Raw genomic sequence first — 24,839 nt, 5'->3', positions numbered from 1 at the left:
GAATAGTCTTTTTGGGTTCGCTTTACATAGCGATTTTCTTGATTGTTTTCCATAACGATAAAATTTGTGTATCGCTATTTCAGGACAAGACATATATCCAATTTTAAACCTCTCGTAATCCGGGAGGTTTTTTATTAATATATAATAAATAAAATTAAAGGTAAAATATACCACATCTTCATTGTTTATTGAAAATTGTTATAACTTTAAATAGTTTTATTACAAATTTTTAGTCTTTTAAAAGTAAAATATACTTTTGGTTAGATTTTTGAAATAAAATTAAATATAAATTGAAAATAAAAACTTTATCAATTTTTACACACCAATCTTAAATTTAATATGATGTCTGTTTACTTCACCACACCGAAAGATTGCCTTATACAGGTACTCAGAAAATCTTTTTCAATTCCCGTCAATTGATTGTTAAACATCATATACTAAGTATTTTAAACTATTTCACACCTTTAACACCTTTAACGATCATGATTTTTGAAGATGAACATTCTGTATTACAGGATAACCACAACCTTTCTTTCGCAAAAAATATCATACATTTTCATGGAGACAAATCTTTCATCCTGAATTCATTACACAAGATTAAAAACAACACGCTGTGTAAAATAAAGAGAAAAACGATTAATAAGCTTATCAAAGATTACACCCGGCATCTTAATTATATCGAAAACGAGGACATCAACCTAAGACCGGAAAATTATGAACTTTCTCCAATCTATGCACGGCAGTCTTACAACAAAGTATTGAAGGAAGATGAATATTTGCAGAAATTGCTTGTATTTTTAATGAATCAATAAAATCTTTTCTTCTTCAAGATCAATTTTGAGAAGATGTTTTCTGATGAGGTCTTCATCAAAATATTGTTTTTCATCATGATTCTGATCAATAAGCCAGGCTCTCTGAGCATCAAGCAGTTTCAGATAGGCATCTTTAGTTTCGGCGGAAATTTTAATATCAGATTCTTCTTCTATTTTGCCTTTCCATTTATCGTGTATTTGCTTCAGAAATACACTTTTATCAATCAGATCGTTTTCCTTTAAATGATCCACTGTCAGCTTAGCCAGTTCACGGCGAATCATGTCTTCCGCTTCATCATCAGGAAGATGATCGTCATATTCCGGCAGATGTATTTTCCTTATCATATAAGGCAGGGTAAGCCCCTGTACGACCAAGGTAGTAAGGATGACCACAAAAGTAATGAATAGGATAAGATTTCTCTGAGGAAAATCCGGGCCGCCCGTATATAATTTTTCCGGAATCGATAAAGCTGCCGCAAGAGAAACAACACCTCTCATTCCTGTCCAGCCTAATACCGACGGAACTTTAAGCCCCGGATTTCTGGAATCAGCGACTTTGATATAATTTCGCGCAATAAGCGTCACCACTACCGCTCCATAAGCAGAGAAAAACCTTACCAATATAAGAATAGCTGTAATTAACAGCCCATAGCCAATTGCCGATGAAACACTCACCCCTTCCAGCCCCGAAATGATCTCCGGCAGGTCGAGACCGATTAAAATAAATACGAGACCGTTCAGAACAAAAGCTAAACTTTCCCAAACATTAATACCACGAAGTCTTGAAGAGGTACTCAGAAAGCTGTGGCGATTGTTGGATAAAAGCAAACTACCACTCACTACCGCCAACACTCCGGAGCTGTGAACTTCTTCAGCGGCTATATACATTAAATAAGGAGCCACAATCGTAAGGACAGTATCCATATTAGCATCTGTAGGGAGAATTTTCTGGCCTTTCATGAATAGCCAGCCGATCAATACTCCAATGCCGATCCCGCCGATCAACATCCATGAAAAACTTAAAGCCGCTTCCTGCCAGATGAACTGGCCTGTTGCAACAGCAATCATGGCAAAACGAAAAATAATCAATGAAGAAGCATCATTCAGAAGACTTTCTCCTTCAAGGATTGATGACATTCTTTTAGGAACTTTTACAAATTTCAAGATTGCTCCGGCACTTACGGCATCCGGCGGCGACACTATTCCGCCCAATAAGAAACCAAGCGCCAAAGAAAACCCCGGAATAAAATGATTGGCCACAAAAGCCACTGTAGTTGCCGTAAGAAATACGATGAGAAATGCAAAACTCGTTATGATTCTTCGCCATTTCCATAATTCTTTCCATGAAATCGTCCATGCTGCTTCATACAGTAACGGAGGGAGAAAGATAATAAAGATTAGCTCCGGATCTATTTTAATGGAAGGGATATCAGGAATACAACTGATAAGCAAGCCTGCAACGACAAGCAGAACTGGATAGGCTACTTTGATTTTATTTGCCAACATTATTAAAAGTATTATAATAATGACAAGTGATAAGTAGAAAGGAAAATTTTCCATCATTGAAAAATGATTTTTAAGGAATAAATTTAGTTATTTTTTGAAAAATTTACATCTATAAATCAATGTTTTAGGATATGTAAATCTAGATAGATAAATTTAAAAAAACAAAGTACCACATGGATACCATATTTTGAACATTCTTGCACATACTTTTAAACAACAAACAATTGTTAATCAAATAGATAAATAGTTTTTTATGAATTTAGCAGATTAAAATTAACATCTATTTAAAATATTATTCAAAACATAAGGCATAGTATTTGTAAATATTAATATATAAAATATTCACCCAATTTAGAATAATAACTCAAACACCACAAAATATCATGAACGTTGCAGATCTAAAAATCAAAAATCTAGTAGAATACAAAAATCAGATTTATAATATTACTGAAATATTTCAGGATAATAATGAAAAAGATTATTTTGTGAAAATTGAAAATGACATTCACAGTTTTTCAGTTCCGGCAGACTCTATAAAGCCGATACAGATTACTGAAGAATGGCTGGAAAAATTCGGCTTTCTAAGAACATATATTTCTGATCAAAGAATCAGATATGAAAGACCGGAAACATTCATAAAATATGATATTGACCTTAGCTCCCGAAAAATTGTAGACGGATTGAAAATTTATGGTAATTCAATAAGATGTAAATACATCCATGAATTTCAGAACATTTTCTCTTGTCTTTTCGGAAAAGAGCCGGCATCCACAAGCTATGGATTAGTAGGCACCGAATCTTAATTATAATATATTTCCAATCAGAAAAGATGTTGTTTCTTCATTGAAACAGCATCTTTTTTTAGTTTGTATTCAGATAATCTTTTATAATTTTTAAGACTCCAAAATTATCATTGGAACAAGCTTCAAAACTGGCAGCCTGCTTTACCGAAGGGTGCGCATTTTTCATTGCATATGAATATTTGGAATTTTTCAGCATTTCTATATCATTCATATAATCTCCGAAAGCCATTGTCTGCTGTGGTGTAATATCAAGTGCAGTCTGAAGCTTTTCCAGCGCGTTTCCTTTATTGATATTCTTATTCATGATATCGAGCCAATATTTTCCGGAGACTACCACTTCAAGATTATATTTTTCAAATTCTTTTAATAAAGGATAAACGTTTAATTCAGAACCTTCGGGATGATAAACTGCAATTTTAAAGATACTGTCATCATTCCTCACCGTTAAATCTTCCACAATCTCATTATCAGTATAAAACTGAGATATATAAGAAATAAAATCTTGATTATCTGTTTCTACATAGGCTTTTTTCTTTCCAGACAAAACAGCGGTTGCCCCGGAAATAGCACGAATAGATCTGATTATTTCAGCAATATGCTGCTGCTCCATCTTATCGGCAAAAAGTTCCTGATTTTTATAGATCACATATCCTCCGTTTTCAGCAATAAAAGCCATTTCATTTTCGATATCTCCAAAATATTTGGTAATTCCGAGCATCTGTCTTCCGCTTGCCGGGACAAATAAAATATTTCTCTTTTTTAGCTCTGCATAAACTTCCGGAAAATCAGGACTTACCTGGTGCTCTGAGTTCAGAAAAGTTCCGTCCATATCCGTTACAATCATCCTGATATTATCCATACAATATTTTTCAGTGTCTTTAAATTCCATACAAATATATTATTTATATTTTAATGTAATTTCAGGTCATAAAGTTTTTAGCATTCCAGTATTGATGAATATTAATGTATTTTTTTTCTACCTGTGTATCTTCAGTTATAAATTTCAAATAGAATATCAATATAATTCTTAAATTTACATAAAATTCATAATTGTATCTGAAGTAATGATGAGAAATGTACGGCTGGTTTTTTTGTTTCTATTTTGTTTCTATTCAATGAGCTATTCTCAGTCTCAGAAAGAACGTGAACAATTTAAAACTAAATTAAAATCAAACTCAAGTCTATTCCGTACAGATATTAACAGAGCCTATCTTGAGCTGAATCAGCTAATAAAGACCTCAAAATTACTAAAGGATTCGTTGGCAGAAATGCAATTACTGGAACGAAAAAGCCTCTATTTTTATAACAAAAACCTCGTTGACAGCCTTATCATTTCTTCTGAACAGTTACAGAAAGCTTCAGAACGCTATGAAAATGTGTATTATGAGGCGATGGCCAATGTCTATATTGCCGAGACCTATTCTGTAAATAAGTTCTACAACAAAGCAATTGTTCATCTTAACAATGCCTATTCAATACTACAAAAAAGTCAGTTGAAAAGTAAAAAGATCTTTTATGCAAAAGCTAATGTGCTGAGCAGTTTCGCGAATGTTTATCTGGATAAGAATGAACCCAGAAATGCAGCAAAAAAGATTCTGGAAGAAATAAAATCCGGAAATGAAATTCAGGATAAAAATGAGTTTGCGAAATTTCAATATGTTAATTATTCCAATATTTCAAGTATCTATTCTGAATACGATCTTGATTCTGCTTTTTACTTTGCTAAAAAATCTGTTGAAATAAAGCCTTCTGCAATCTCCGACGACAAATCAATGATTACCAATTTTACAGTGTTCGGAAATTATTACATGAAAAAAAAGAACTATGAAGAATCAGTACGAAATTTTCACAAAGCACTTAAAGTCGCTCAGCGAACCGGAATAGAGCTCAATATAAACGATACGTATAAGTCTCTTCAGGAGATTTATCGCGAAACAGGAAGAAAAGATAGTGCCGACTATTATGAGAATAAAATAAAACAGAATGATCTTCAGATGCTTCAGAGTAAATACAATTCTCTGCAGGAAGTCATCAGTAAAGATGAGCAGGAACAGAACAAAAAGTTTACCCTCAGTTTTTTTATCTGGGGACTTTCCATTGTTATCGTTCTGGCAGGATCTGTATTCTTTTATTTAAAATTAAAAAAGAAAAAAAGTATTGAAAATAACCAGAATCTACATGATTTATTTAACAATCTTATAACGCTTGTACAAAATAACGATCCCGCCTTCATGTTTGCCTTTGAAAATGCATTTCCCGATTTTTCTGATAAACTATTGAAGCTTAACCCCGATCTTCAGCAATCTGAAATAGAATTCTGTGCTCTCCTGAAGCTAAAACTGACGACTAAAGAAATTGCAAAATATACTTTTATTGAGACTCGTACCGTACAAAATAAAAAATACAGACTCAGAAAAAAACTTGAAATCCCTCAGTCAATTGATATTTATAATTGGATTGATACTATATAAAATCTCTAATAGAATTTTTTTTGATATCAGCTGAGCTTAAATGAATGTTCTTCCATATTGAAATCAATAAGTGTTTAAACATTAATGAACATATAAAATAAAAAGAGCTTACCTTTCGGTAAGCCCTCGTTATAAAAAATTTAGTAAGGCATTTACTTTTTGATAATACCCGGAGGAGTCAGCGGATTCTGATCCCATCCTCCACCAAGTGCTCTGTAAATAGCAACACTGGCTTTCAGTTGGTTGACTCTTTTTTCAACAAGCTCAAATTTAGATTCCAGAGCATCACGTTGGGTGAGCAACACTTCCATATAATCGGCTCTTGCATATTTGAAAAGATCATTGGAAATATCGATGGATTTCGTTAAAGCATCCACCTCTTTCGCTTTGATGTTATAACTACTGTTCAGATTTTTGATCTTAGATAACTGATTGGCAACTTCAATATAAGCACCCAAAACCGTCTGTTCATAATGATAGACTGCCTGTATCTGTTTTGCATTGGCATTGTAATAAGCTGCTTTAATAGCACTTCGGTTAATAAGTGGCGCGGTAAGTTCACCAGCCAGCGAAAACAGGAATGATTCAGGCTTAACAAGATAAGTCGGATTAAAAGCCTGCAAGCCAAAACCTGCGCCGATATCCAGTGAAGGATAAAATCTTGCTTTCGCAGATTTGATATCAAGTTTTGAAGCAGCCAGCTCATATTCCGCCTGCTTGATGTCCGGACGGTTTTCCAGAAGTTCGGATGGTATCCCGGCATAGACTTTTTGCGGAACAACCTCATCAAAATTATCATGACTTCTTTCTACCGGCTGAGGAAATCTCCCTACCAGGTAATTGATCCTGTTTTCAGTCTCCACGATTTTCTGCTGAATATCATATTGCATCCCCTGGGTTTTCAGTACCTGAGCTTCAAACCTTTTCACAGCAAGCTCATTAGACCGGGCATTTTTTTTCAATTCTTTAATAATACTCAGCGCGTCGTTCTGGATTTTAATATTCTGATTTAAAATAACCAACTCATTATCCATCGCAAGCAGCTCGTAATAAGAATCGGCGATTTCTGCAATCAGGTTGGTCACCATAAAATTTCTGCCTTCAATGCTTGCCAGATATCTCTGTACCTGAGCTCTTGTTGCATTGTGAAGTTTTCCCCAGATATCGGTTTCCCATTTGGCCTGAACACCAACACCAAAATCAAACAACGGATCGGGCATTTCCTTTCCCGGTTCGATTTCCGTGTTGGCTTCCATCGCCCCTATATTCGTGTAACGGCTTACTTTATCTACACCTGCACCGGATTTCAAGCCCACAGAAGGAAGATATTCCCCTTTTCTGCCTCTGATTTCATTCTTTGAAATTTCAATCTCCTGAAGCATGATATTCAGTTCCTGATTATTTTTCAGTGCTTCATTTATGAGTGACTGAAGGTTGGGGTCGCTGAAATATTCATTCCATTTCAATTTGGCTGAATTGGCGGAAGCATTTTCTGCGGAAGCATATTTTTCCGGTACAGTTCTGTTTTCCGCACGTTGTTCTATTTCTACCGGCTTACAGGCTGCAAGGCTTAATAATAGCAACGACAAACCTGCATATTGATATATTTTATTTCTGTTTTTATTCATAATGGATCATGTCTTCGCTTAATGGTGATTCGTCTTCATCTTTAATCATTTTTCTGCCGTCTGATAATTTGGCAAAAATATAATAGAGTCCAGGGATAACAATCACCCCGAAAAGGGTTCCGACCAGCATTCCTCCCAGTGCGGAAGCACCGATGGTATGATTTCCGATTGCCCCTGCACCGCTTGCAAAAACCAAAGGAATAAGTCCTGCAATAAAGGCAAATGAAGTCATAAGAATCGGTCTGAAACGCGCTTTTGAACCTTCAATAGCTGCTTCCAGGATAGAATCTCCCGACTGTCGCCTTTTAACGGCAAACTCTACAATAAGTACAGCATTTTTACCCAGTAATCCGATAATCATAATGAGTCCTACCTGTGCGTAGATATCATTCTCTAATCCCATTGCTTTTAGCAATAAGAAAGATCCGAATACCCCTACAGGAAGAGAGAGCAATACGGCAAAAGGGATGATAAAACTTTCATACTGAGCAGCAAGCACCAGATACACGAAAACCAATACCACAAGAAATACATAAATAGCTTCGTTACCACGCTGTGCTTCATCATAAGATAAACCTTCCCATGCAACTTTATAGCCGTGTGGCAGGCTCATCGCAGCGGTTTCTTTAATAGCCTGAATAGCATCTGCTGTAGTATATCCGGAAGCCGGCAGTCCACGGATTGCCGCTGAATTGTACATATTGTACCGTGTAATCTCATTTGGTCCCTGTGTCTTTTTTAGCGTCATAAATGCGGAATACGGAACCATCTCATCATGATCGTTTTTCACATAAAGTTTCATAATATCCGAAGGAAGCCTTCTGAACTCCGGTGACGATTGTACATAGACTTTAAAGAACTGTCCGAATCGGATGAACCCCTGCTCATAAGTACTTCCGATCAGAATGTTGAGATTATCCATAGCTTTACCTATGGAAACTCCTTTCTGCATCGCAGCATTATTATCAAAAACAAGCTCGTATTGAGGATAGTTGGCAGCAAAGAAGGTGAAAACGCCCGTAAGTTCCTTACGTTTTTTAAGCTGAGCGATAAAAGCTTTGTTTACCTTATCAAAATCCTGATAATTTGTGGTTCTGTTCATATCCAGCAATCGTACGGAAAATCCTCCGGAAGATCCGAATCCGGGAACAGCAGGCGGTTCAAAAAATTCAATGGTGGCACCAAGATTTTTGGACTTTTCTTCCAACTCTTCCATGATTTCTTTTACATTATGCTTACGGTTACTCCAGCTTTTCAGGTTGATGAGGCACGTTCCTGCATTAGAACCACGACCTTCCGTCATAATTTCATAACCCGCCAGTGATGAAACAGATTCTACACCATCTACGCCCTGACATATTTTTTGCAAAGCTCTTGAAACTTTATTCGTCTGCTCGAGCGTAGATCCCGGAGGAGTCTGAACGATAGCATAAATAGTACCCTGGTCTTCGTTAGGAATAAATCCTCCCGGAAGTGTTTTATTAATAACAAAAATTCCTGCACAAAAAGCAATAAGGATTCCCCAGGTCACCACTTTTCGGCTTACAATCTTTCTCAGGAATGAGGCGTATTTACCAGTAATTTTATCAAATCCTTTGTTAAAAGAATCCAGAGATTTGGTAAACAGGTTTGATTTTTTCGGCTTCCCGTGATTGTTTTTCAATAACATCGCTGCCAATACCGGTGTCAATGTAAGGGCCACAACCGCAGAAATTACGATAGAACTTGCCATGGTAATGGAGAACTGACGATAAAATGTTCCCACAGGTCCTGTCATAAACGAAATAGGTATGAATACCGCTACCATTACCGCAGTAATAGCAATAATAGCTCCGGCAATTTCGCCCATTACTTCTTTTACAGCTTTATATGGTGAAATATCGCTTTCTTCCATCTTCGCGTGTACCGCTTCGATCACTACAATGGCATTATCTACCACGATACCAATCGCCAATACCAAGGCAAAAAGCGTTACCAAATTAATAGAAAGACCAAATAACTGGATTACGAAGAAGGTTCCTATTAATGAAACCGGTACGGCAATAATCGGAATTAAAGTAGAACGCCAGTCACCAAGGAAAATGAATACCACAATAGCTACAAGAATAAAGGCATCTCTTAGGGTGTGCATTACCTGCTCTACCGAGGCATCCAAGAATTGTGAAACATCATAACTGATTTTATAATCAACGCCGGGTGGAAAGTTTGCTTTCATTTCTTCTAGCTTTGCCTTTACGTCTTTAATCACGTCGTTGGCATTACTTCCGTAATTCTGTTTTAATACGATGGAAGCCGAAGGATGCCCATCCAAATTAGAATAAATATCGAAGAATTCACTTCCTAATTCTACTTTAGCAATATCTTTAAGCTTAATATTTTCCCCATCTGAATTGGAACGAACAATGATATTTTCATATTCTTCCGGCTTGTTATACTGACCTTTGTAGGTTAATACATATTCCAGAGACTGTGCTGCGATACCCGAGCTTTGTCCGATTCTCCCGGGACGGCCGATGATACTCTGCTCACCAATGGCTTTCATCACTTCATCCACGGAAATATCATAAGCACGCATCCTGTCAGGATTGAGCCAGATTCTCATGGCATATTTCCTACTTCCTAAAATCTGAGACTTTGCAATCCCATGAATACGATTGATTTCCGGGATAATATTGACAGTGGCGTAATTGTATAGAAATTTTTCGTCCATATCTTTACTCGTACTGTAAAGATTGACGTACATCAGCATACTTGGCTGAATCGGATTTACCACTACTCCTTCTTTTTGTACCAATTCAGGAAGAAGCGGCATTACTTGATCCACACGGGTTTTCACCAACACTACTGCGGCATTGGGATCGGTTCCGGGATCAAAAACTACATTCACAGTTGCTTCCCCGGCACTGGTAGCGTCAGTCGTGATATACCGCATTCCCTGAACACCATTGATGGCATTCTCAATGGTAATAAGAGAAGATTTCACCAATACATCTGCACTTGCTCCGGGATAGGCGATGGAAACAGCCACCGTAGTCGGAGCAATTTTCGGAAACTGTTCAGTGGGCAGCTGCTTGATAGCCAACCCTCCGATAAATAAAATAACCACCGATATGACAATGGCAAAAACCGGTCTGTGTATTACTTTCTTAAACATATTTCTGCTTTTGGGTTATTCTGCATACAGATCCAGATTAGACATTACTTTTTCAGGTTTCTGATATTTTGATGTGATCTTCTGGTTTTCCTGTACCAGTCTAAGACCGTCCAGAAGGATTCTTTCATCTTTTCTCAGACCCGAAGCAACTACATAGATATGAGGTAATTCGGCAGCAATTTTAATTTCTCTTGCTTTTACCTTATTATCTTTGGTAATCACATAGACATATTTTTTTTCAAGCTCTTCAAAGGTTGCTTTCTGAGGAATCATTACTGCATCGGGATACGGAGAGGTAATGAGGATGTTTCCGGTTTCACCATATCTTAAAAGTCCCTGAGGATTTGGAAAAGTAGCCCTGTAAGCGATATTTCCTGTTTCATTGTTAAAATCAGATTCTATAGTTTCTACGATTCCGTCCTGGCTGAATTCTTTACCATTGGCCATTTTTAAGCGAACATGAAGTGGATCATTTTTATGATCGCTCATCTGATTAAGATATTCTGCTTCCGGAACATTGAAATAAACCCACATTTTGCTGTTGTCGGAAAGTTCCGTGATTAATTCTCCATCATCCACCAAACTTCCTTTACGTACATGCAATTTTCCCACGATACCTGAAAAAGGTGCACGGATCTCAGTAAACTGAAGATGTGTATTGGTAGAAGACAGCTCGGCTTTGGCTTTTTCATATCTTGCTTTAGCCATAGCCATTTCCTGCGGAGCAACAATATCCTTATCGGAAAGGTTTTTTGTATTTTGATATTCTATTTCGGCATATTTTGCTTCTGCCTTGGCTCGGTTTACATCAGATTCATAGAGGTTAGGCATGATTTTAAATAATAGCTGACCTTTGTGAACAAATTGCCCTTCATCTACATAAATCGACTGAATGTACCCCTTTTCCTGCGCACGGAGTTCGATGTGATTGATAGAACGGATCTGCGCTACATATTCTTTGTCAATCAACGTATCTTTTACAAGAGGGCTTGTAACGTTAAATGTGGCTGCTTCGGTTTTTTCTTTCTTTTCAGACTGACAGCTTACGCACCAAAGAATAAGGCACAGGTTTACATACATGAGACTTTTCTTGACCATGATAATAGTATTTATAATAATTTAGATTTGAAAAATAGAAGTGCAGGCCTTCAGGATGAAAGCCAACGATTTTGTGTAAAAGTATTATGGAATCACAGTCTGATGACTCTGTACTGGATGTACAGATCATCATACATTGTTTTTAGAAGCCCGGAATGAGCAAGGGTTACGGCTGTTTTTCTGTTGTGAAATGTTGTAACGAAATCTGAGATTAGATTCCAGAAGCCTTCTCTTAAAAGAAAGAACATCTCTAATGATTCTGATGAATCTACATTCTCATCATTCTCATTGTCATTTTCAGTAAGATTTGCCTTTAATTTGCTGTAATGCGGATGGCTGATATTGTAAAGATCAGCTGTATTGTGATTTCCCGTCAGGAGAAAAGAAGTATCCGATTTTTTATTTTGTGAAATACCGTTATCTGAAACGAATGTAATGCCAGAATTTTCATCTCCTGAAATATATTGCTGAACCTGCCCGTAATACCAACCCAAAACAGTCAGCAGGGCAAACAGCAAGCTATATACATATTGATAAAATCTTCCTTTCATTGCGGGTACAAATCTAAGCAAACTTCAATTTGGTCGCAAGGGAGAAGGGATTAAAAAAAAGTTAAAAAGTGATATTTTGCAGTTTTCAAAGCTATTATCAGATAACAAAATCACTTTAAAGGATAAAAATCAAAAATTTTTGAAACTACCGAATTTTTTTATCATCACTTAATTAACAAAAAAGGATAAACGAGAAACTCATTTATCCTTTTTAATACTTATTCTCAGAGAAAAATTATCCTCCGTATTTATTGGAGTAATCTTCCTGAGAAGCTTTGATTACTTTTTTAGCATGTTCAGCACCATACACTTCCTGGATTCGGCATTTCGCAGGTTCATCCGGAAGGTTTTTATACGTAAGGAAATAATGCATTAATCGTTTCACTTCAGCTTCAGGCAATTCTGTAATATCTCTGAAATGTCCGAAAGCATGGTCACCGATCATTACGGCAACAATTTTATCGTCTGCCTCTCCTCCGTCAATCATTTTGAAACCACCAATAGGAATAGCTTCCATTAACAAACCTCCCGCATGGATGTTGTGAGAACTCAGAACGCAAATATCAAGCGGATCATGATCTCCCATTGTAACATCATTTGCACCTCTTTCTATCGCTAAATTCATTACTCCTGTATCGCAATACGTTCTTGGAACAAAACCGTACAATGCCGGAATAATATTGGAAAATTTCTGAGGTCTGTCTACCTTTAAGAATCCGGTTTCTTTATCTACTTCATATTTTATGGTATCTGAAGGAACGATCTCCACAAAAACATTTACGACATTTGGCGCATCTTCTCCTGCAGAAATCCCGTGCCAAGGATGTGCTTTAAAATTTGGAATCATTATTTAATTTTATTTTTTTAGTTAAGCTATTATTAAAATTTCTCTTTTCAGGTCTTCAATTGTGGTGTTAATATAATCTTCACCATTGATGAAATTGATAATAAAAACCGTTTTAAATTCATCAAGTGTCGCATTCCCATTGATCTCACGATACGTTTTATGAAGCAAATCAATGACAGCGTTCTTGGAATCTACAATATTTTTCCAAGAATTTTTGCTAATGTAAAGCTGCTGAGAAGAATTATAATCAAATTCTTCGTTGATCGTTTTTTCTGTAAGGAAGATGAATTCGTGAACGGCAAGATCTTTATCAAAGCGCTGGATGAGATTGGACGGTTTTATTCTTTCCATAAAAAGCGTCATCCTTTCATACGACTGAGCCTTATTTCCGGTATTTGACTTTACGGTAAGCAATTTGATTTCCTGTTCTTTAAGTTTAATATAAGTAAATACAAACTGTCTGAACAAAACCAGAAATGGTATTGCAATAATTAATGCAAAAGCGTACGGTAAATATCCTGAAAAACTTGCCATAATTTGAGGTAGCAAAATTAATGATAATTTTAGAATAATTATGCAGTCTTTCTCATTATTTGAGATTTGGAATTCTGACACGCAATCAGCGCCAAAATAATAATCAGATAAAAACCAACCATCATCCTGTTTACCAGACTGGGAAACATAAAAAAACGGATCAATACAGTGAAATAAACAGCCACAAAAAGCCCCAGATACATAAGTGACTTTCTGTCTTTTTTCTTCAGCATTTTATAATCTAGGATAATTATAATAAATATTAAAAGCAGCGGGAAATAAGAAGTATTGAATTCGAAAAGCACTTTGCTTTTGATGCACGCCAGATATTCATGAAAATTAAAAGAATCCGGATTTGATATCGGATACAGCTGAACTTTGGTAAACTGATTCATAAATAGCACCGACCATGGAATCTGATTGAAATACTGTATAATTCCAAAAGTGAAAGCAAAAAGAATGAATGAGAACACAATATTTTTTGATTTAAATGAAAAATCTGATCTGAAGATATACAATAATACCAATAACAGGCTATAAAAAATAAAATATTCAGGTCGTGTAAGTATGCACAGAACTCCAAAAAGAACAGCCATCCAAAGGTTTTTCTTCACCACAGCAAAATAAAAGCTCAGTAAAAGGACCAGAGTAGAAAGACCGTCGGGCGTGGCGTGGCGGGAAGTATCCAGTAAAGGTTTAAACAAAGAAATTAAAATGGTTAAAAGTAATGCCAGATAATGATTTTTAAGAATATCCGACAGGAAAATAAAAATAAGAGCTACAATTAAAACATATGAAATTATGGTAATCAAAAAAGTAGATGTAGAAGCATCAAACCCAAGTCTGAAAAAAATAGAATTGACAAAATTATACAGGGGCTTTACCGTAAAAAGACTCAGCTCTTCTTCATATGCTTTGGGATTTTCAGATAAAGTCTGGTAATAGGTATTTTCACCAAAAGCTTCTTCTTTATGGCTGAGATCGCTTTTGCCGGTGTCGGGATCTTTAGATTTCAGCTCATCATACACCTTTTTGTGTATCTCTTCAATCTTCATATCAGGAAAATTATACTTATATACTAATCCCATATATGCCTCAATATCTGCATTGAAATACTGATGCGTGTAGAGATAATATGACATGATGCATAAATAAACCGATAACAGAAAACCTGCAATATTCTTACCTATTGTTGACATTTTAATTGTTTAAATTTTATTACTGAGAATCAACGTGATAAATTTAGGCTAAATGCTTTTATCAGCATTTCTTTTTTAGAATTTTTGATAAATGAATAAGGTTTTAATTCGGGACGAAAGCCTCTGAAAAATTCTTCGATAGCCGGAACTTCACTTCCTTCAAAATCAAAAATCTTTTCCTTTATATTTTTTCTGATTACATCATCTATAATTACCGAAGATCCTGCAAGCTTTACAAATTCCCGGTTATTGAAAGTTCCCAACAATACTACTGTTTCTTTATCATGATAAATTGCGACAGCATTAATGATTTTACTCCTGTAAAAAAATGCTGAAATAGTAAGTGATCCTGACTTATGAAAATCCTCAAAAATCTTAAGAAACTTCTTTTTGTCGTTATCATCCTTTGTCCCAATCATATTTTCCGACACAAAAGTATGAGCTTCAGCCATCGTTATTTCACGGATTTCAGAAACTGCAATAACATCTTCATCCAGTCTGAGTTTTCTTCTTCTTTTCGGAGAATATTTTTGTCTTACGACTTCGTATTCATCAGGATAAATAATAAAATTTTTTCGTTTTTTTAAAGAACTTGAAAATGAATTTTTATCATTAAAAGCATAATACCATATATTATATTTTTTTCTAAAATAATTCAGAAAAGTTTCATTGAGTTCGACATTATCTTTTTCCGAAAAAATGCCCAATTGCTGACATAACCGTGGATTAATAACTATTTTTACTCCAAATTTTTTAATAAAGGGAACCGGCATTACCGCTTCATAATCATTGAAAACCAATATTTCCCAATTTCTGCAAGATGTAATATCGAGAAAAAGCCTGGCAGCAGAATATTTTCTCTGCTCAGAACTTTCAAGGCATTTAGTATATTTTTCAAAATCAATTTCGTGATATTTCAGTCTTCTAATCATAATAATCCGTCGTCTGAAAAGCTAAAATATGAATTCTGCGTCACAATAAGATGATCCAGAAGTTGAATTCCCAATATTTTTCCTGCTTCTTTTATCTTTTGTGTAATATCAATATCTTCACGACTGGGCTGCAAATTTCCGGAAGGATGATTATGTGCAATGATAACTCCTGTCGAAAAATGGTCTAAAGCCGTTTTAAATAAAACTCTTATATCTACGATAGACTGATTAATTCCACCTTGTGTGAGCTGCGCCAGATGAATTACCTTATTTCCCTGATTGAGGAAAATAGCCCAAAATTCTTCTGTTCTAAGGTCTGACAAATGATTTCTGAATATCTGGTAAGCTCCGTTACTACCTGAAATTACAGGCTTTTCGGGTATCTCCTGCCCTGCTCTCCTCCTCCCGATTTCCAGAGCTGTGGCAATAGAAATAGCCTTTACCTCTCCCACTCCTTTGAATTTAGTCAGATCTTTTACAGACAACAGACTAAGCTGATGCCAATTATTATTCACAGAGGCAAGAATTTTTCTGGCCAGCTCAACTGCCGTTTCATCCCTGCTTCCGCTGCCCATAATAATGGCCAACAGCTCGGAATCGGAAAGTGAGCTTCTACCTTTCAGCAAAAATTTTTCCCGCGGCCTGTCATCTTCAGCTAAAAATTTAATGGACATAAAAACTGATTAATTAAAACCTTCGATTTTTGGAGTAATTGAAAAAGTGGCAGTTCCGCCACCTATCTGAACAGGCATATTTCTTTCGGCAGAAATTAAAGCCTTCGTTTTACTGTCGAAAAAATATTTTCCTGCAATATCAGTATCTTTCATTATTCCCTCCACGCCCTGCATTTTCGAGTTGATTACAAATTCAACCTTGTTATTTTTAGTACCCTTGTAAGTAAAATTACTAGTAACCGGCATGATAGATTTTATAACAGGATTAGAGGTATCTACATTCCATGTGAATCCTTCTTCCACGGTTTCTCTCGGAAAAGCAAACGGAATTATATTATATTGACTTAATGCACTTTCGTCCGCTGCCTCTTTGGTGAATTTCTGTTTTTCAAGAATATTTCCGAATTTATCTATTTTAAAAATAAACGGATTATTAATCATCGGTTTGAATTCTTCTCCCATCCCGTCATCATCCGTATTAGAAGTTTCCCTGGAATCAAAATGAATTTCCTCACCAAACATTTTTTGATTGAAAGTCATTCTCATGATTTCTCCTGTGATATAGTAATTGGAGTTTTTATCTACAGAATCTACCCTGTATTTTACTTCTGTAGCGTCATTCATCCCTCCATTACTATTACCTTCTGTAGAAGATGCATAAATTAAGGTCTGTTCAAAACCTTTCGGGAGATTCAGCGACAGATTTTCTTTTTGAAGTTCTTTTTTTTGACAAGATACCACCATTAATAATGATGTGACTAAAATAGAAATGTTTTTCATGAATTATTTAGTTTAATAAAATGTGTATAAAATTATTTTTCAGACTTAACAATAAATTAAATTCATATTACTGTTTGTCTTACATAAATCATAGAGAAGTAAGGTAAGTCTTTTCAAATTACCTAAATATGATAAAAAAATAAAAGAAAAAAATAGAGGTTTCATAATTTGTGGGAGGGGCTACTCGATAATCATTCCGTCTTTCATTACCAATTTCCGGTCTGTAATTTCCGCAAGGTTGGGGTTATGTGTAACGATAACAAAAGTCTGATTATATTTATCTCTTAAATCAAAAAATAATCTGTGAAGATCATCTGCATTTTTTGAGTCAAGGTTTCCTGTTGGTTCGTCTGCAAAGATAATTTTAGGAGAATTGATTAAAGCTCTTGCCACAGCAACCCTCTGTGCTTCACCACCAGATAACTGGTTGGGTTTATGGTGCAGACGTTGCTCAATTCTTAAGTCCTCGAATAAAGCATAGGCCTTTTCAATGGCTTCTTTTTCACTTGCGCCTGCAATTTTTGTAGGAAGCAAAACATTTTCCATAGCCGTAAACTCAGGAAGTAACTGATGAAACTGAAATACAAAACCTATATTCTGGTTCCTGAATTTAGAAAGCTGCTTATCATTCATATCGATAAAAGATTCGCCGGCTATACTGATTTCCGTGCCATATTTACCTGAATTTGTCGGTTGATCCAGTGTTCCCAATATCTGCAAAAGCGTAGACTTTCCTGCTCCGGATTCTCCTACGATGGATACTACTTCGCCAACTTTAATATGAATATCAACACCTTTCAGTACTTCTAAATTTCCATAAGATTTATGGATATTTCTTGCTTTAATCATGATTCAAAAATAGTGATTTGATTTTAAATATTGAATAATTTTAAATGGATTTGTATTGAGAAAACTTTCTTCTTTGTCAAACATTTTCCATCAAATATAGATACGAAGAGCTGATTCAATAAGTTCAGCATGATATTCTGTTTTGTAATATTATAAGTATTAACCAAAAAAACGCCTCTCAACATTGAGAAGCGTTTGTTAGTATTTTAAACTTTAGAAAATTACAGTAACAAAGTTAAAGGATTTTCAAGATAAGTTTTCAAAGTCTGTAGGAACTGAGCTCCAGTTGCTCCATCCACCACTCTATGGTCACAGGCTAATGAAAGCTTCATGATATTTCCAACTACGATCTGACCGTCTTTCACAACAGGTTTTTCGATAATCGCTCCTACTGAAAGGATCGCAGAGTTTGGTTGATTGATGATACTTGTAAATGTCTCGATTCCGAACATTCCTAAATTTGAAATTGAGAAAGTAGAACCTTCCATTTCATTGGCTTTAAGACCTTTGTTTTTCGCTCTTGCTGCCATATCTTTTACCGCAGCAGAAATCTGAGTATAATTCATCTGGTCTGTATTCTTAAGAACCGGAACGACCAATCCGTCAGGAATTGCAACTGCTACGCCGACATTGATGTTTCCTCTGTGAATGATCTTGTCACCAGCCCAGCTTGAATTAACCTGCGGGTGCTTTCTTAAAGCAACAGAAGTTGCCTTAATAATCATATCATTGAAAGAAATTTTTGTATCCGGTAAAGAATTGATTTCTTTTCTTGCTTCAATTGCCTTATCCATGTTGATTTCCACCATCAGATAATAGTGAGGCGCAGTGAATTTACTTTCAGAAAGACGTTTCGCAATAACGTTTCTTACCTGTGAATTCTGCGTTTCTGTATCTTCACCCTGAACGAAGCTTAATGCAACCTGAGCTGCAGCAGGAGCTGAGGCTGCCGGTTTTGCAGATGGCTGATAGTTTTCAATATCTTTCTTAACGATTCTTCCGTTTTCTCCCGAACCCTGAATGCTGTTAATATCAACACCTTTATCCTGAGCCATTTTTTTGGCTAACGGAGAAATAGCAACTCTGTCTGAAGATGAAGAATTAGCAGCCGGAGCAGCTTGTTCTTCTGTCTTAGCTTCCGTTTTTTGTTCAGCCGGCTTTTCTGATGAAGCAGCAGCTTTCGGAGCACCAACTCCGGAAACATCTGTTCCTTCCGGTCCGATGATCGCCAATACTGAATCGACAGGAGCGGCACCACCTTCTTCAACACCTTGCTTTAATAATACTCCGTTAAACTCAGATTCAAAATCCTGAACGGCTTTGTCCGTTTCGATTTCAGCAAGAAGATCTCCTTCTTTTACGGTATCACCAACATTTTTGTGCCACTTTGCCACTTTACCTTCTGTCATTGTATCAGAAAGTCTAGGCATCGTAATCACTTCAACGCCTGCAGGAACTTCCGCATCAGATTGTTCTATACTGGTTGAGCTATTTTCTGTTTTATGATCTTCCTCGGATTTCTTTTCTTCAGAATCATTAGATTTCGGTGCTTCACCGCCAGTTAATCCGGAAATATCTTCTCCTTCATTACCGATAATTGCCAAAACAGAATCTACAGCTGCAGCGCCACCTTCTTCCACACCAACGTATAAAAGAGTTCCTTCTACTTCAGATTCGAAATCCTGAACTGCCTTATCTGTTTCAATTTCAGCTAAGATATCTCCTTCCTTTACTTTATCTCCTACTTTTTTATGCCATTTAGCCACCTTCCCTTCCGTCATTGTATCGGAAAGTCGTGGCATTGTAATCACTTCTGCCATAATTTATTTTAATTTGAAAATTTGGTAATTTGTTAATTTGAAAATTAAAAAAGATATGATAATAAATCATTTTCAAATTTTCAAACTTTCAAATTGACTTATTATCTTTTAGTTTTCTAATTTGTCTAAGAACGGATAATCTTCCTGAGCATACACATACTCATAGATTTTTTCTGCATCCGGATACGGAGAATTTTCCATGAACTCAATACACTCCTCAACAAAATCTCTTGATTTGTTATCCATTGCTTCTAATTCTTCTTCAGTAGCCCAGTTGTTTGATAAAATTCTTTGTTTGATTAATTCAATTGGGTCATCATTTTTGTGAATAGCAACCTCTTCTTTAGATCTGTAAGGCTCAGCATCAGACATTGAGTGACCTCTGTAACGGTAAGTTCTGGCTTCAATGAAAGTTGGTCCGTCTCCTCTTCTTGCTCTTTCAATCGCTTCATAAGCTGCTTCAGCCACTTTTTCAGGATCCATTGCATCTACTGCAAGACAAGGCATTTCATATCCTAAACCTAATTTATAGATGTCTTCGTGATTGGCTGTTCTTTTTACAGAAGTTCCCATTGCATATTGATTGTTTTCCACCACGAAAATTACCGGAAGTTTCCAGTTCATCGCCATGTTAAACGTTTCATGTAATGAGCCTTGTCTGGCAGCACCGTCTCCGAAGAAACAGATATTTACCGCTTTTCTGTCAAAAAATTTATCTGCGAAAGCAATTCCGGCACCCAAAGGAATTTGTCCCCCAACAATACCATGTCCTCCGTAAAATCTGTGTTCTTTGCTGAAAATGTGCATAGATCCACCCATACCTCCTGACGTACCTGTAGCTTTACCACAAAGTTCGGCCATGATTCTTTTAGGATCTACCCCCATCGCCATTGGATGAATGTGGCATCTGTAAGCAGTAATCATACTATCTTTAGTTAAATCCATTGCATGCGTAAACCCGGCAGGAATAGCCTCCTGACCGTTGTACAAATGTAAAAAACCTCTGATTTTTTGTTTTAGATAAAGAGAACGGCATTTGTCTTCAAACCTTCTCCACATTGTCATATCTTCATACCACTTCAGGTATACCTCTTTAGAAAATTCTTTCATGTGTTGAGCTCTTGCTTATTTATTATGAAATAGTTGAGCAAAATTATAAAAAAAACTTTGTTTTTATTGTATAGATACCAATTGTTTTTTTAGTTATAATATTATATTTACATGGTCAAACTTAATTATGGAAGAAAAACCACCTTCATTTATTTATAAAATTTCAAGAATTATATCAGATTTTTTCAATCCTTTAGTATCGCTGGTCATTTTTTTCATCTACATGAGTATTAAAAATTATGCTGTGCAAGATTCTCTGCTATACTTTGTTCCGGTTTTATTAATGATTCTTCTGCCTATAATCATATGGCTTGTATGGAATGTGAAAACCGGAAGATATACGAATATGGATGTATCTGATCGAAGGCAAAGAAAAAGCCTCTACTTCTTCATTGCAGGTTGTGTTATTTCCTATCTTCTTTTTAATTATTTTAAAAATGGATATGTTGATTTCGTTATGCTCTTCATTTTCATTCTGCTGTTAACCCTGCAGATCAGCAATTATTTCATTAAAAGTTCCATGCATACGGCATTTAATATATTTGTTGCTGCTTTGTTTTTCGCACTGGATACAGCAATGGGAATTGTTTGGCTGGGCATAGCAGTTTTGGTAGGTATTACGAGAGTTATTTTAAAAAGACACACTCCGAAAGAAGTATTCATGGGTGCCGGAATTGCTTTTGTGGTATCTTTTCTATATCTTTATTGCAACATTCAGTTCCAACATTAAGAATTCTATATGAAAATAAACCATCTTACATCCGCAGAGGAAAACTTAATGAAACTATTATGGAAGCTAAAATCTTTTTACCTTAAAGATATTATGGAACAGCATCCGGATCCGAAACCACATCAGAATACCGTTTCTACTTACCTGAAAATATTGATTGAAAAAGGATATCTGTCAACTCAGAAAGAAGGCCGGATCTTCAAGTATCAGACAACTGTTCCACTGGAAGAGTACCGAAAATTTTTGTTGATAGAACTTTCAGATAACTTTTTTAATGGTTCCGGAAAAGAAATTGTCGGCTTTCTGATTAGTGAAAATCTTGTTTCAGCAGAAGGTTTAAAAGGTTATAGCATTGATATAAATCCTGTTGAAAAGAAAGAACCTGACTTTAAATATGCAAATGAAATCCTGAATCCTAAAAAAGAAAAAAAGAAAAGTAAGGATAAAAAAAAGAAAAAAAAGAAAGAAAAATAATAATAGTTTTCAGCACAAAAAAGACTGTCTCGTTTTGAGACAGTCTTTTTAATTTTTAGGTATTGTATTAATCTTTAACAATTTTAAATGACTGGTCTTTTCCATCAGATTTTACTTTTAATAAATAAACTCCTTTTTTAAGATCAGATACATTTACCTGTTTTACATCTTCATCGATTTTCTTGAGTAATTGTCCGCTCAATGAGAATATTTCAATACCACTTAATTTCTTATCTGCATTGATGTTAAGAACATCTTTTACCGGATTCGGATATACTTTTATGTCCGCATTTATTTTAGCATTATCGTTTACAGCTAACGTAGATGCAGCACCTACAGAAATATCATCCAGATCAAAATAGAACATATCCGTAGTAGCCGAGTAGAAACCTATATAGATTGTCTGGCCTACATAAGCCGAAAGATTATAAGTGTACTTGTAGAAATTTGCTCCACTGGCAGGTGCAACAGAGGCAGCTAATGTAGTGGTAAAGGCCGCAGCCGTAGGTGTTGTAGTTGAAATTTTCACGCTGATAGTTTCCGGATACTGAGGATCACGGCTTCTGGCATAAAACGAAAGAGCGTCGCTCACACCAGCAGTTACTGTAATTGCCGGTGTTACAAGATAATCACTATGAGCGGTTGAACTATACCCGATAGACATGGTATTTGTTCCGCTGTACGCCGTAATGTTTCCTCCTGTATAATCTACAATATCCCATGTCTTGCTATCTCCTCCGTTCAGAACTGTCCAACCTGCCGGAATTGTTGTTGCTGCATCAAAATTTTGTGTAAACTGTGCATTAGCAATAAAAGGTATCACTAATAGACCTAAAAGTAATTTTTTCCTCATGATTATTCTTTTTAATGTTTAAAATTAACTTAATTCGGATAAAATTAGTAAAAAAAATTAACATAAAATACTTTTAGGTTAAAAAAAACGGCTTCAAAAAACTTGAAGCCGCGTATATTTTTGAAGTCGTATAATATCTTACCAACGTTTTCCACCGCCGTTGCCACCACGATCTCCGCCGCCACCGTAACCACCGCTTCTGTTGTTACCACCGTAACCACCGCCGCTTCTGTTACTACCACCTCCGTAACCGCCGCCGCCTCTGTTTCCGCCTGCGTTGTTACCGAAAGTTCTTCTTGGCTTTTCCTCTCTTGGTTTAGCCTCTGAAACATTAAGTGTTTTTCCGTTGAAATCCTTTTGATTAAGAGCTTCAATAGCCTGCTGACCTTCAGCGTCTTCCATCTCGATAAAACCGAAACCTCTTGAACGCCCGGTTTCTTTGTCTGTAATGATTTTTACTGAAGAAACCTCTCCAAATTCTGAAAATAAATCTTGCAACTCATAATCTTTAGTTGCGTAATTGATGTTTGAAACAAAAATGTTCATCTGAATAAAAAAATTAAAAATGTTAAAAATGATTTGGTTTATAAAAGAAAAACAACATAAAGAATGAACAAATATTGATTCCAGATATAAGACAGGTGCAAGATACGATTAATAATTTCATATCAAAATCTTTTTTTTAAATATTTTAGTAAAATTTTCAATCAAAATATAATTTCGTTAAAAAGTATTAATTCATCATCAAATATTTATGAATATTTATTAAAACAATAATTATCCTCAAAATTGTGAACATTATGTCAAATTTTTAATATAGCCCTAATGACCAATAATATAAGCCTGACAATATTATTGAGAAAATAAATAATGTTCTTTATCATACTAAATATAAATCGATTGATGATGCCGGTTTTAAATGCTAAATTTGTACCCGGAAAAATCAGGAACTATGAACTATCACACAAGAAAATGGGTAAAACCAGAAGATCTGAATCCTAATCAATCATTATTCGGAGGGCGCCTACTGCAATGGATCGATGAAGAAGCCGCATTATACGCTGTTATTCAGCTTGAAAATAAAAAAGTGGTCACAAAATTCATCTCCGAAATCAATTTTGTAAGTTCGGCAAAACAGGGAGATATCATCGAAATAGGTATTGAGGTTTCATCTTTCGGATCTACTTCTTTAACATTGAAATGTGATGTAAGAAACAAAATGACCCATCAGACAATCATCACTGTTGATAAAATTGTTATGGTAAATCTCGACGAACAGGGAAATCCTGCACCACACGGAAAAACAAAAGTGGAGTTTGTAAAAGACAGACTGAACAATAAAAATCAGGAATGAAAATCTTCATTAAAAATATGGTGTGCGGAAGATGCATCGCTGCAGTTTCAAATATTTTTGATGAAGTTAATATTGAAGTTAAAAATATCAGTCTCGGAGAGGTAGAAACCACTTCTGATGTTTCAGAAAAAGAACTTCAAAAACTGGAAAATCTCTTGGAAGGAACAGGCTTTGAAAGAATTAAAGATTCTTCCCGGCAGCTTATTGAAAAAATAAAAAACCTCATCATAGTAAAAATCAGCGAATTGGATATCGCCGAGAATTTTCTTTTATCTGATTTTTTAAGAACCGAACTTCATAAGGATTACAGCGCAATTTCAAAAACATTCTCCCAGAATGAAAATCTTACGGTTGAGCAGTTTTTTATCCTTCAAAAGATTGAAAAAGTGAAAGAACTGCTTCTTTACAATGAATTTACTTTAACAGAAATTGCAGGGAAGCTGGGCTATAAAAGTGTTCAACATCTATCTTCGCAATTCCGGAATGTCACAGGCTTCACACCTACCGGCTTCAGGAAACTTAAAGTTCATAACAGAAAATCGCTCGATCAAATCTGATTTTAAATTGTAATATTTTTAGGTTATTGAATTTTATAATTAAAAATCATATTATCATAACTTAAAGACACCACTCTAAGCTTCAAGCAGAATTCTATAAATA

At 35.6% G+C, this 24,839-nt stretch carries 24 protein-coding genes; 7 read left to right on the top strand and 17 right to left on the bottom strand.

Annotation, left to right across the window (positions count from 1 at the left end; genetic code table 11):
• The first annotated feature begins 482 nt into the window (after positions 1-482).
• The gene (locus BLR30_RS14640) at positions 483-812 is read left to right on the top strand and encodes a hypothetical protein (protein WP_089860528.1); all 330 of its coding nucleotides are present in this window, start codon (positions 483-485) and stop codon (positions 810-812) included.
• Here the strand turns inward: BLR30_RS14640 and BLR30_RS14635 are convergent.
• Positions 798-2,375 carry a Na+/H+ antiporter gene (locus tag BLR30_RS14635; protein ID WP_089860524.1) on the bottom strand — a complete coding sequence of 526 codons (1,578 nt, stop codon included), beginning with the start codon at positions 2,373-2,375 and terminating at the stop codon, positions 798-800. The genes BLR30_RS14640 and BLR30_RS14635 overlap by 15 nt on opposite strands.
• 326 nt (positions 2,376-2,701) lie before the next feature.
• Between BLR30_RS14635 and BLR30_RS14630 the strand changes: the two genes are divergently transcribed.
• Positions 2,702-3,121 carry a hypothetical protein gene (locus tag BLR30_RS14630; protein ID WP_089860520.1) on the top strand — a complete coding sequence of 140 codons (420 nt, stop codon included), beginning with the start codon at positions 2,702-2,704 and terminating at the stop codon, positions 3,119-3,121.
• Positions 3,122-3,179: 58 nt separating this feature from the next.
• On the opposite strand, the gene BLR30_RS14625 is transcribed toward BLR30_RS14630, so the two are convergent.
• Entirely contained in the window at positions 3,180-4,010 is an 831-nt protein-coding gene (locus BLR30_RS14625; protein ID WP_228400779.1) for an HAD family hydrolase, read from the bottom strand.
• 226 nt (positions 4,011-4,236) lie between these two features.
• Here BLR30_RS14625 and BLR30_RS14620 point away from each other — a divergent pair, with 226 nt between their 5' ends.
• Positions 4,237-5,592 (top strand): hypothetical protein, encoded by a 1,356-nt coding sequence (locus BLR30_RS14620; RefSeq protein WP_089860514.1) that lies wholly within the window; start codon positions 4,237-4,239, stop codon positions 5,590-5,592.
• A gap of 152 nt (positions 5,593-5,744) precedes the next feature.
• Here BLR30_RS14620 and BLR30_RS14615 read toward each other — a convergent pair whose 3' ends face one another.
• The 13 genes from BLR30_RS14615 to pdhA form a co-directional block, all read right to left on the bottom strand.
• Positions 5,745-7,220: a TolC family protein gene (locus BLR30_RS14615; RefSeq protein ID WP_089860511.1), complete on the bottom strand. Its 1,476-nt coding sequence runs from the start codon at positions 7,218-7,220 to the stop codon at positions 5,745-5,747.
• Positions 7,213-10,374 carry an efflux RND transporter permease subunit gene (locus BLR30_RS14610; RefSeq protein WP_089860508.1) on the bottom strand — a complete coding sequence of 1,054 codons (3,162 nt, stop codon included), beginning with the start codon at positions 10,372-10,374 and terminating at the stop codon, positions 7,213-7,215. Before BLR30_RS14610 ends, BLR30_RS14615 begins: the two co-directional genes overlap by 8 nt.
• Before the next feature lie 15 nt (positions 10,375-10,389).
• Positions 10,390-11,472, bottom strand: a complete 1,083-nt coding sequence (locus tag BLR30_RS14605) for an efflux RND transporter periplasmic adaptor subunit (protein WP_089860505.1) — start codon at positions 11,470-11,472, stop codon at positions 10,390-10,392.
• A 92-nt stretch (positions 11,473-11,564) separates the two neighbouring features.
• On the bottom strand, positions 11,565-12,023 hold the full coding sequence (locus BLR30_RS14600) for a hypothetical protein (RefSeq protein ID WP_089860502.1): 459 nt from the start codon (positions 12,021-12,023) through the stop codon (positions 11,565-11,567).
• Between the two features lie 235 nt (positions 12,024-12,258).
• Entirely contained in the window at positions 12,259-12,870 is a 612-nt protein-coding gene (locus BLR30_RS14595) for an inorganic pyrophosphatase (protein WP_089860498.1), read from the bottom strand.
• Between the two features lie 21 nt (positions 12,871-12,891).
• Positions 12,892-13,404 (bottom strand): DUF7935 family protein, encoded by a 513-nt coding sequence (locus BLR30_RS14590; RefSeq protein ID WP_089860495.1) that lies wholly within the window; start codon positions 13,402-13,404, stop codon positions 12,892-12,894.
• 38 nt (positions 13,405-13,442) lie between these two features.
• Positions 13,443-14,603 (bottom strand): glycosyltransferase family 39 protein, encoded by a 1,161-nt coding sequence (locus BLR30_RS14585; RefSeq protein ID WP_089860491.1) that lies wholly within the window; start codon positions 14,601-14,603, stop codon positions 13,443-13,445.
• Between the two features lie 29 nt (positions 14,604-14,632).
• Positions 14,633-15,535 carry a hypothetical protein gene (locus BLR30_RS14580; RefSeq protein WP_089860488.1) on the bottom strand — a complete coding sequence of 301 codons (903 nt, stop codon included), beginning with the start codon at positions 15,533-15,535 and terminating at the stop codon, positions 14,633-14,635.
• Entirely contained in the window at positions 15,532-16,209 is a 678-nt protein-coding gene (gene radC / locus BLR30_RS14575; RefSeq protein ID WP_089860486.1) for a RadC family protein, read from the bottom strand. Before radC ends, BLR30_RS14580 begins: the two co-directional genes overlap by 4 nt.
• Before the next feature lie 9 nt (positions 16,210-16,218).
• Entirely contained in the window at positions 16,219-16,989 is a 771-nt protein-coding gene (locus BLR30_RS14570) for a DUF6263 family protein (protein WP_089860483.1), read from the bottom strand.
• 180 nt (positions 16,990-17,169) lie between these two features.
• A complete protein-coding gene (locus tag BLR30_RS14565; protein WP_089860480.1) occupies positions 17,170-17,838 on the bottom strand; it encodes an ABC transporter ATP-binding protein in 669 nt (222 codons plus the stop codon).
• A 221-nt stretch (positions 17,839-18,059) separates the two neighbouring features.
• Positions 18,060-19,658, bottom strand: a complete 1,599-nt coding sequence (locus BLR30_RS14560) for a pyruvate dehydrogenase complex dihydrolipoamide acetyltransferase (protein WP_089860477.1) — start codon at positions 19,656-19,658, stop codon at positions 18,060-18,062.
• Between the two features lie 108 nt (positions 19,659-19,766).
• A complete protein-coding gene (gene pdhA, locus BLR30_RS14555; protein WP_089860474.1) occupies positions 19,767-20,768 on the bottom strand; it encodes a pyruvate dehydrogenase (acetyl-transferring) E1 component subunit alpha in 1,002 nt (333 codons plus the stop codon).
• 127 nt (positions 20,769-20,895) lie between these two features.
• On the opposite strand from pdhA, the gene BLR30_RS14550 reads away from it, so the two are divergent.
• Positions 20,896-21,498 carry a phosphatase PAP2 family protein gene (locus BLR30_RS14550; RefSeq protein WP_089860470.1) on the top strand — a complete coding sequence of 201 codons (603 nt, stop codon included), beginning with the start codon at positions 20,896-20,898 and terminating at the stop codon, positions 21,496-21,498.
• A 9-nt stretch (positions 21,499-21,507) separates the two neighbouring features.
• On the top strand, positions 21,508-21,972 hold the full coding sequence (locus tag BLR30_RS14545) for a BlaI/MecI/CopY family transcriptional regulator (RefSeq protein WP_089860467.1): 465 nt from the start codon (positions 21,508-21,510) through the stop codon (positions 21,970-21,972).
• Between the two features lie 67 nt (positions 21,973-22,039).
• Here BLR30_RS14545 and BLR30_RS14540 read toward each other — a convergent pair whose 3' ends face one another.
• Together BLR30_RS14540 and BLR30_RS14535 are read right to left on the bottom strand one after the other, a co-directional pair.
• Entirely contained in the window at positions 22,040-22,825 is a 786-nt protein-coding gene (locus tag BLR30_RS14540) for a T9SS-dependent choice-of-anchor J family protein (RefSeq protein WP_089860464.1), read from the bottom strand.
• 138 nt (positions 22,826-22,963) lie between these two features.
• Entirely contained in the window at positions 22,964-23,371 is a 408-nt protein-coding gene (locus BLR30_RS14535) for an RNA recognition motif domain-containing protein (RefSeq protein ID WP_089860461.1), read from the bottom strand.
• Between the two features lie 406 nt (positions 23,372-23,777).
• Between BLR30_RS14535 and BLR30_RS14530 the strand changes: the two genes are divergently transcribed.
• Together BLR30_RS14530 and BLR30_RS14525 are read left to right on the top strand one after the other, a co-directional pair.
• Entirely contained in the window at positions 23,778-24,179 is a 402-nt protein-coding gene (locus tag BLR30_RS14530; RefSeq protein ID WP_089860458.1) for an acyl-CoA thioesterase, read from the top strand.
• Entirely contained in the window at positions 24,176-24,736 is a 561-nt protein-coding gene (locus BLR30_RS14525; RefSeq protein WP_089860455.1) for a helix-turn-helix domain-containing protein, read from the top strand. The genes BLR30_RS14530 and BLR30_RS14525 overlap by 4 nt, the downstream gene beginning before the upstream one ends.
• The last annotated feature ends 103 nt before the right edge of the window (positions 24,737-24,839 follow it).

Origin of the sequence: Chryseobacterium taeanense (genome assembly GCF_900099685.1) — a bacterium.
Taxonomy (GTDB): domain Bacteria; phylum Bacteroidota; class Bacteroidia; order Flavobacteriales; family Weeksellaceae; genus Chryseobacterium; species Chryseobacterium taeanense.
The sequence above is the reverse complement of the archived record's forward strand: the minus strand, read 5'-3'. Positions and strand labels throughout refer to the sequence as shown.

Excerpts from the sequence above, each read along its gene's own strand:
- BLR30_RS14640 (WP_089860528.1), top strand. The coding sequence starts at position 483 with ATGATTTTTGAAGATGAACATTCTGTATTACAGGATAACCACAACCTT.
- BLR30_RS14635 (WP_089860524.1), bottom strand. The coding sequence starts at position 2,375 with ATGATGGAAAATTTTCCTTTCTACTTATCACTTGTCATTATTATAATA.
- BLR30_RS14630 (WP_089860520.1), top strand. The coding sequence starts at position 2,702 with ATGAACGTTGCAGATCTAAAAATCAAAAATCTAGTAGAATACAAAAAT.
- BLR30_RS14625 (WP_228400779.1), bottom strand. The coding sequence starts at position 4,010 with ATGGAATTTAAAGACACTGAAAAATATTGTATGGATAATATCAGGATG.
- BLR30_RS14620 (WP_089860514.1), top strand. The coding sequence starts at position 4,237 with ATGAGCTATTCTCAGTCTCAGAAAGAACGTGAACAATTTAAAACTAAA.
- BLR30_RS14615 (WP_089860511.1), bottom strand. The coding sequence starts at position 7,220 with ATGAATAAAAACAGAAATAAAATATATCAATATGCAGGTTTGTCGTTG.
- BLR30_RS14610 (WP_089860508.1), bottom strand. The coding sequence starts at position 10,374 with ATGTTTAAGAAAGTAATACACAGACCGGTTTTTGCCATTGTCATATCG.
- BLR30_RS14605 (WP_089860505.1), bottom strand. The coding sequence starts at position 11,472 with ATGGTCAAGAAAAGTCTCATGTATGTAAACCTGTGCCTTATTCTTTGG.
- BLR30_RS14600 (WP_089860502.1), bottom strand. The coding sequence starts at position 12,023 with ATGAAAGGAAGATTTTATCAATATGTATATAGCTTGCTGTTTGCCCTG.
- BLR30_RS14595 (WP_089860498.1), bottom strand. The coding sequence starts at position 12,870 with ATGATTCCAAATTTTAAAGCACATCCTTGGCACGGGATTTCTGCAGGA.
- BLR30_RS14590 (WP_089860495.1), bottom strand. The coding sequence starts at position 13,404 with ATGGCAAGTTTTTCAGGATATTTACCGTACGCTTTTGCATTAATTATT.
- BLR30_RS14585 (WP_089860491.1), bottom strand. The coding sequence starts at position 14,603 with ATGTCAACAATAGGTAAGAATATTGCAGGTTTTCTGTTATCGGTTTAT.
- BLR30_RS14580 (WP_089860488.1), bottom strand. The coding sequence starts at position 15,535 with ATGATTAGAAGACTGAAATATCACGAAATTGATTTTGAAAAATATACT.
- radC (WP_089860486.1), bottom strand. The coding sequence starts at position 16,209 with ATGTCCATTAAATTTTTAGCTGAAGATGACAGGCCGCGGGAAAAATTT.
- BLR30_RS14570 (WP_089860483.1), bottom strand. The coding sequence starts at position 16,989 with ATGAAAAACATTTCTATTTTAGTCACATCATTATTAATGGTGGTATCT.
- BLR30_RS14565 (WP_089860480.1), bottom strand. The coding sequence starts at position 17,838 with ATGATTAAAGCAAGAAATATCCATAAATCTTATGGAAATTTAGAAGTA.
- BLR30_RS14560 (WP_089860477.1), bottom strand. The coding sequence starts at position 19,658 with ATGGCAGAAGTGATTACAATGCCACGACTTTCCGATACAATGACGGAA.
- pdhA (WP_089860474.1), bottom strand. The coding sequence starts at position 20,768 with ATGAAAGAATTTTCTAAAGAGGTATACCTGAAGTGGTATGAAGATATG.
- BLR30_RS14550 (WP_089860470.1), top strand. The coding sequence starts at position 20,896 with ATGGAAGAAAAACCACCTTCATTTATTTATAAAATTTCAAGAATTATA.
- BLR30_RS14545 (WP_089860467.1), top strand. The coding sequence starts at position 21,508 with ATGAAAATAAACCATCTTACATCCGCAGAGGAAAACTTAATGAAACTA.
- BLR30_RS14540 (WP_089860464.1), bottom strand. The coding sequence starts at position 22,825 with ATGAGGAAAAAATTACTTTTAGGTCTATTAGTGATACCTTTTATTGCT.
- BLR30_RS14535 (WP_089860461.1), bottom strand. The coding sequence starts at position 23,371 with ATGAACATTTTTGTTTCAAACATCAATTACGCAACTAAAGATTATGAG.
- BLR30_RS14530 (WP_089860458.1), top strand. The coding sequence starts at position 23,778 with ATGAACTATCACACAAGAAAATGGGTAAAACCAGAAGATCTGAATCCT.
- BLR30_RS14525 (WP_089860455.1), top strand. The coding sequence starts at position 24,176 with ATGAAAATCTTCATTAAAAATATGGTGTGCGGAAGATGCATCGCTGCA.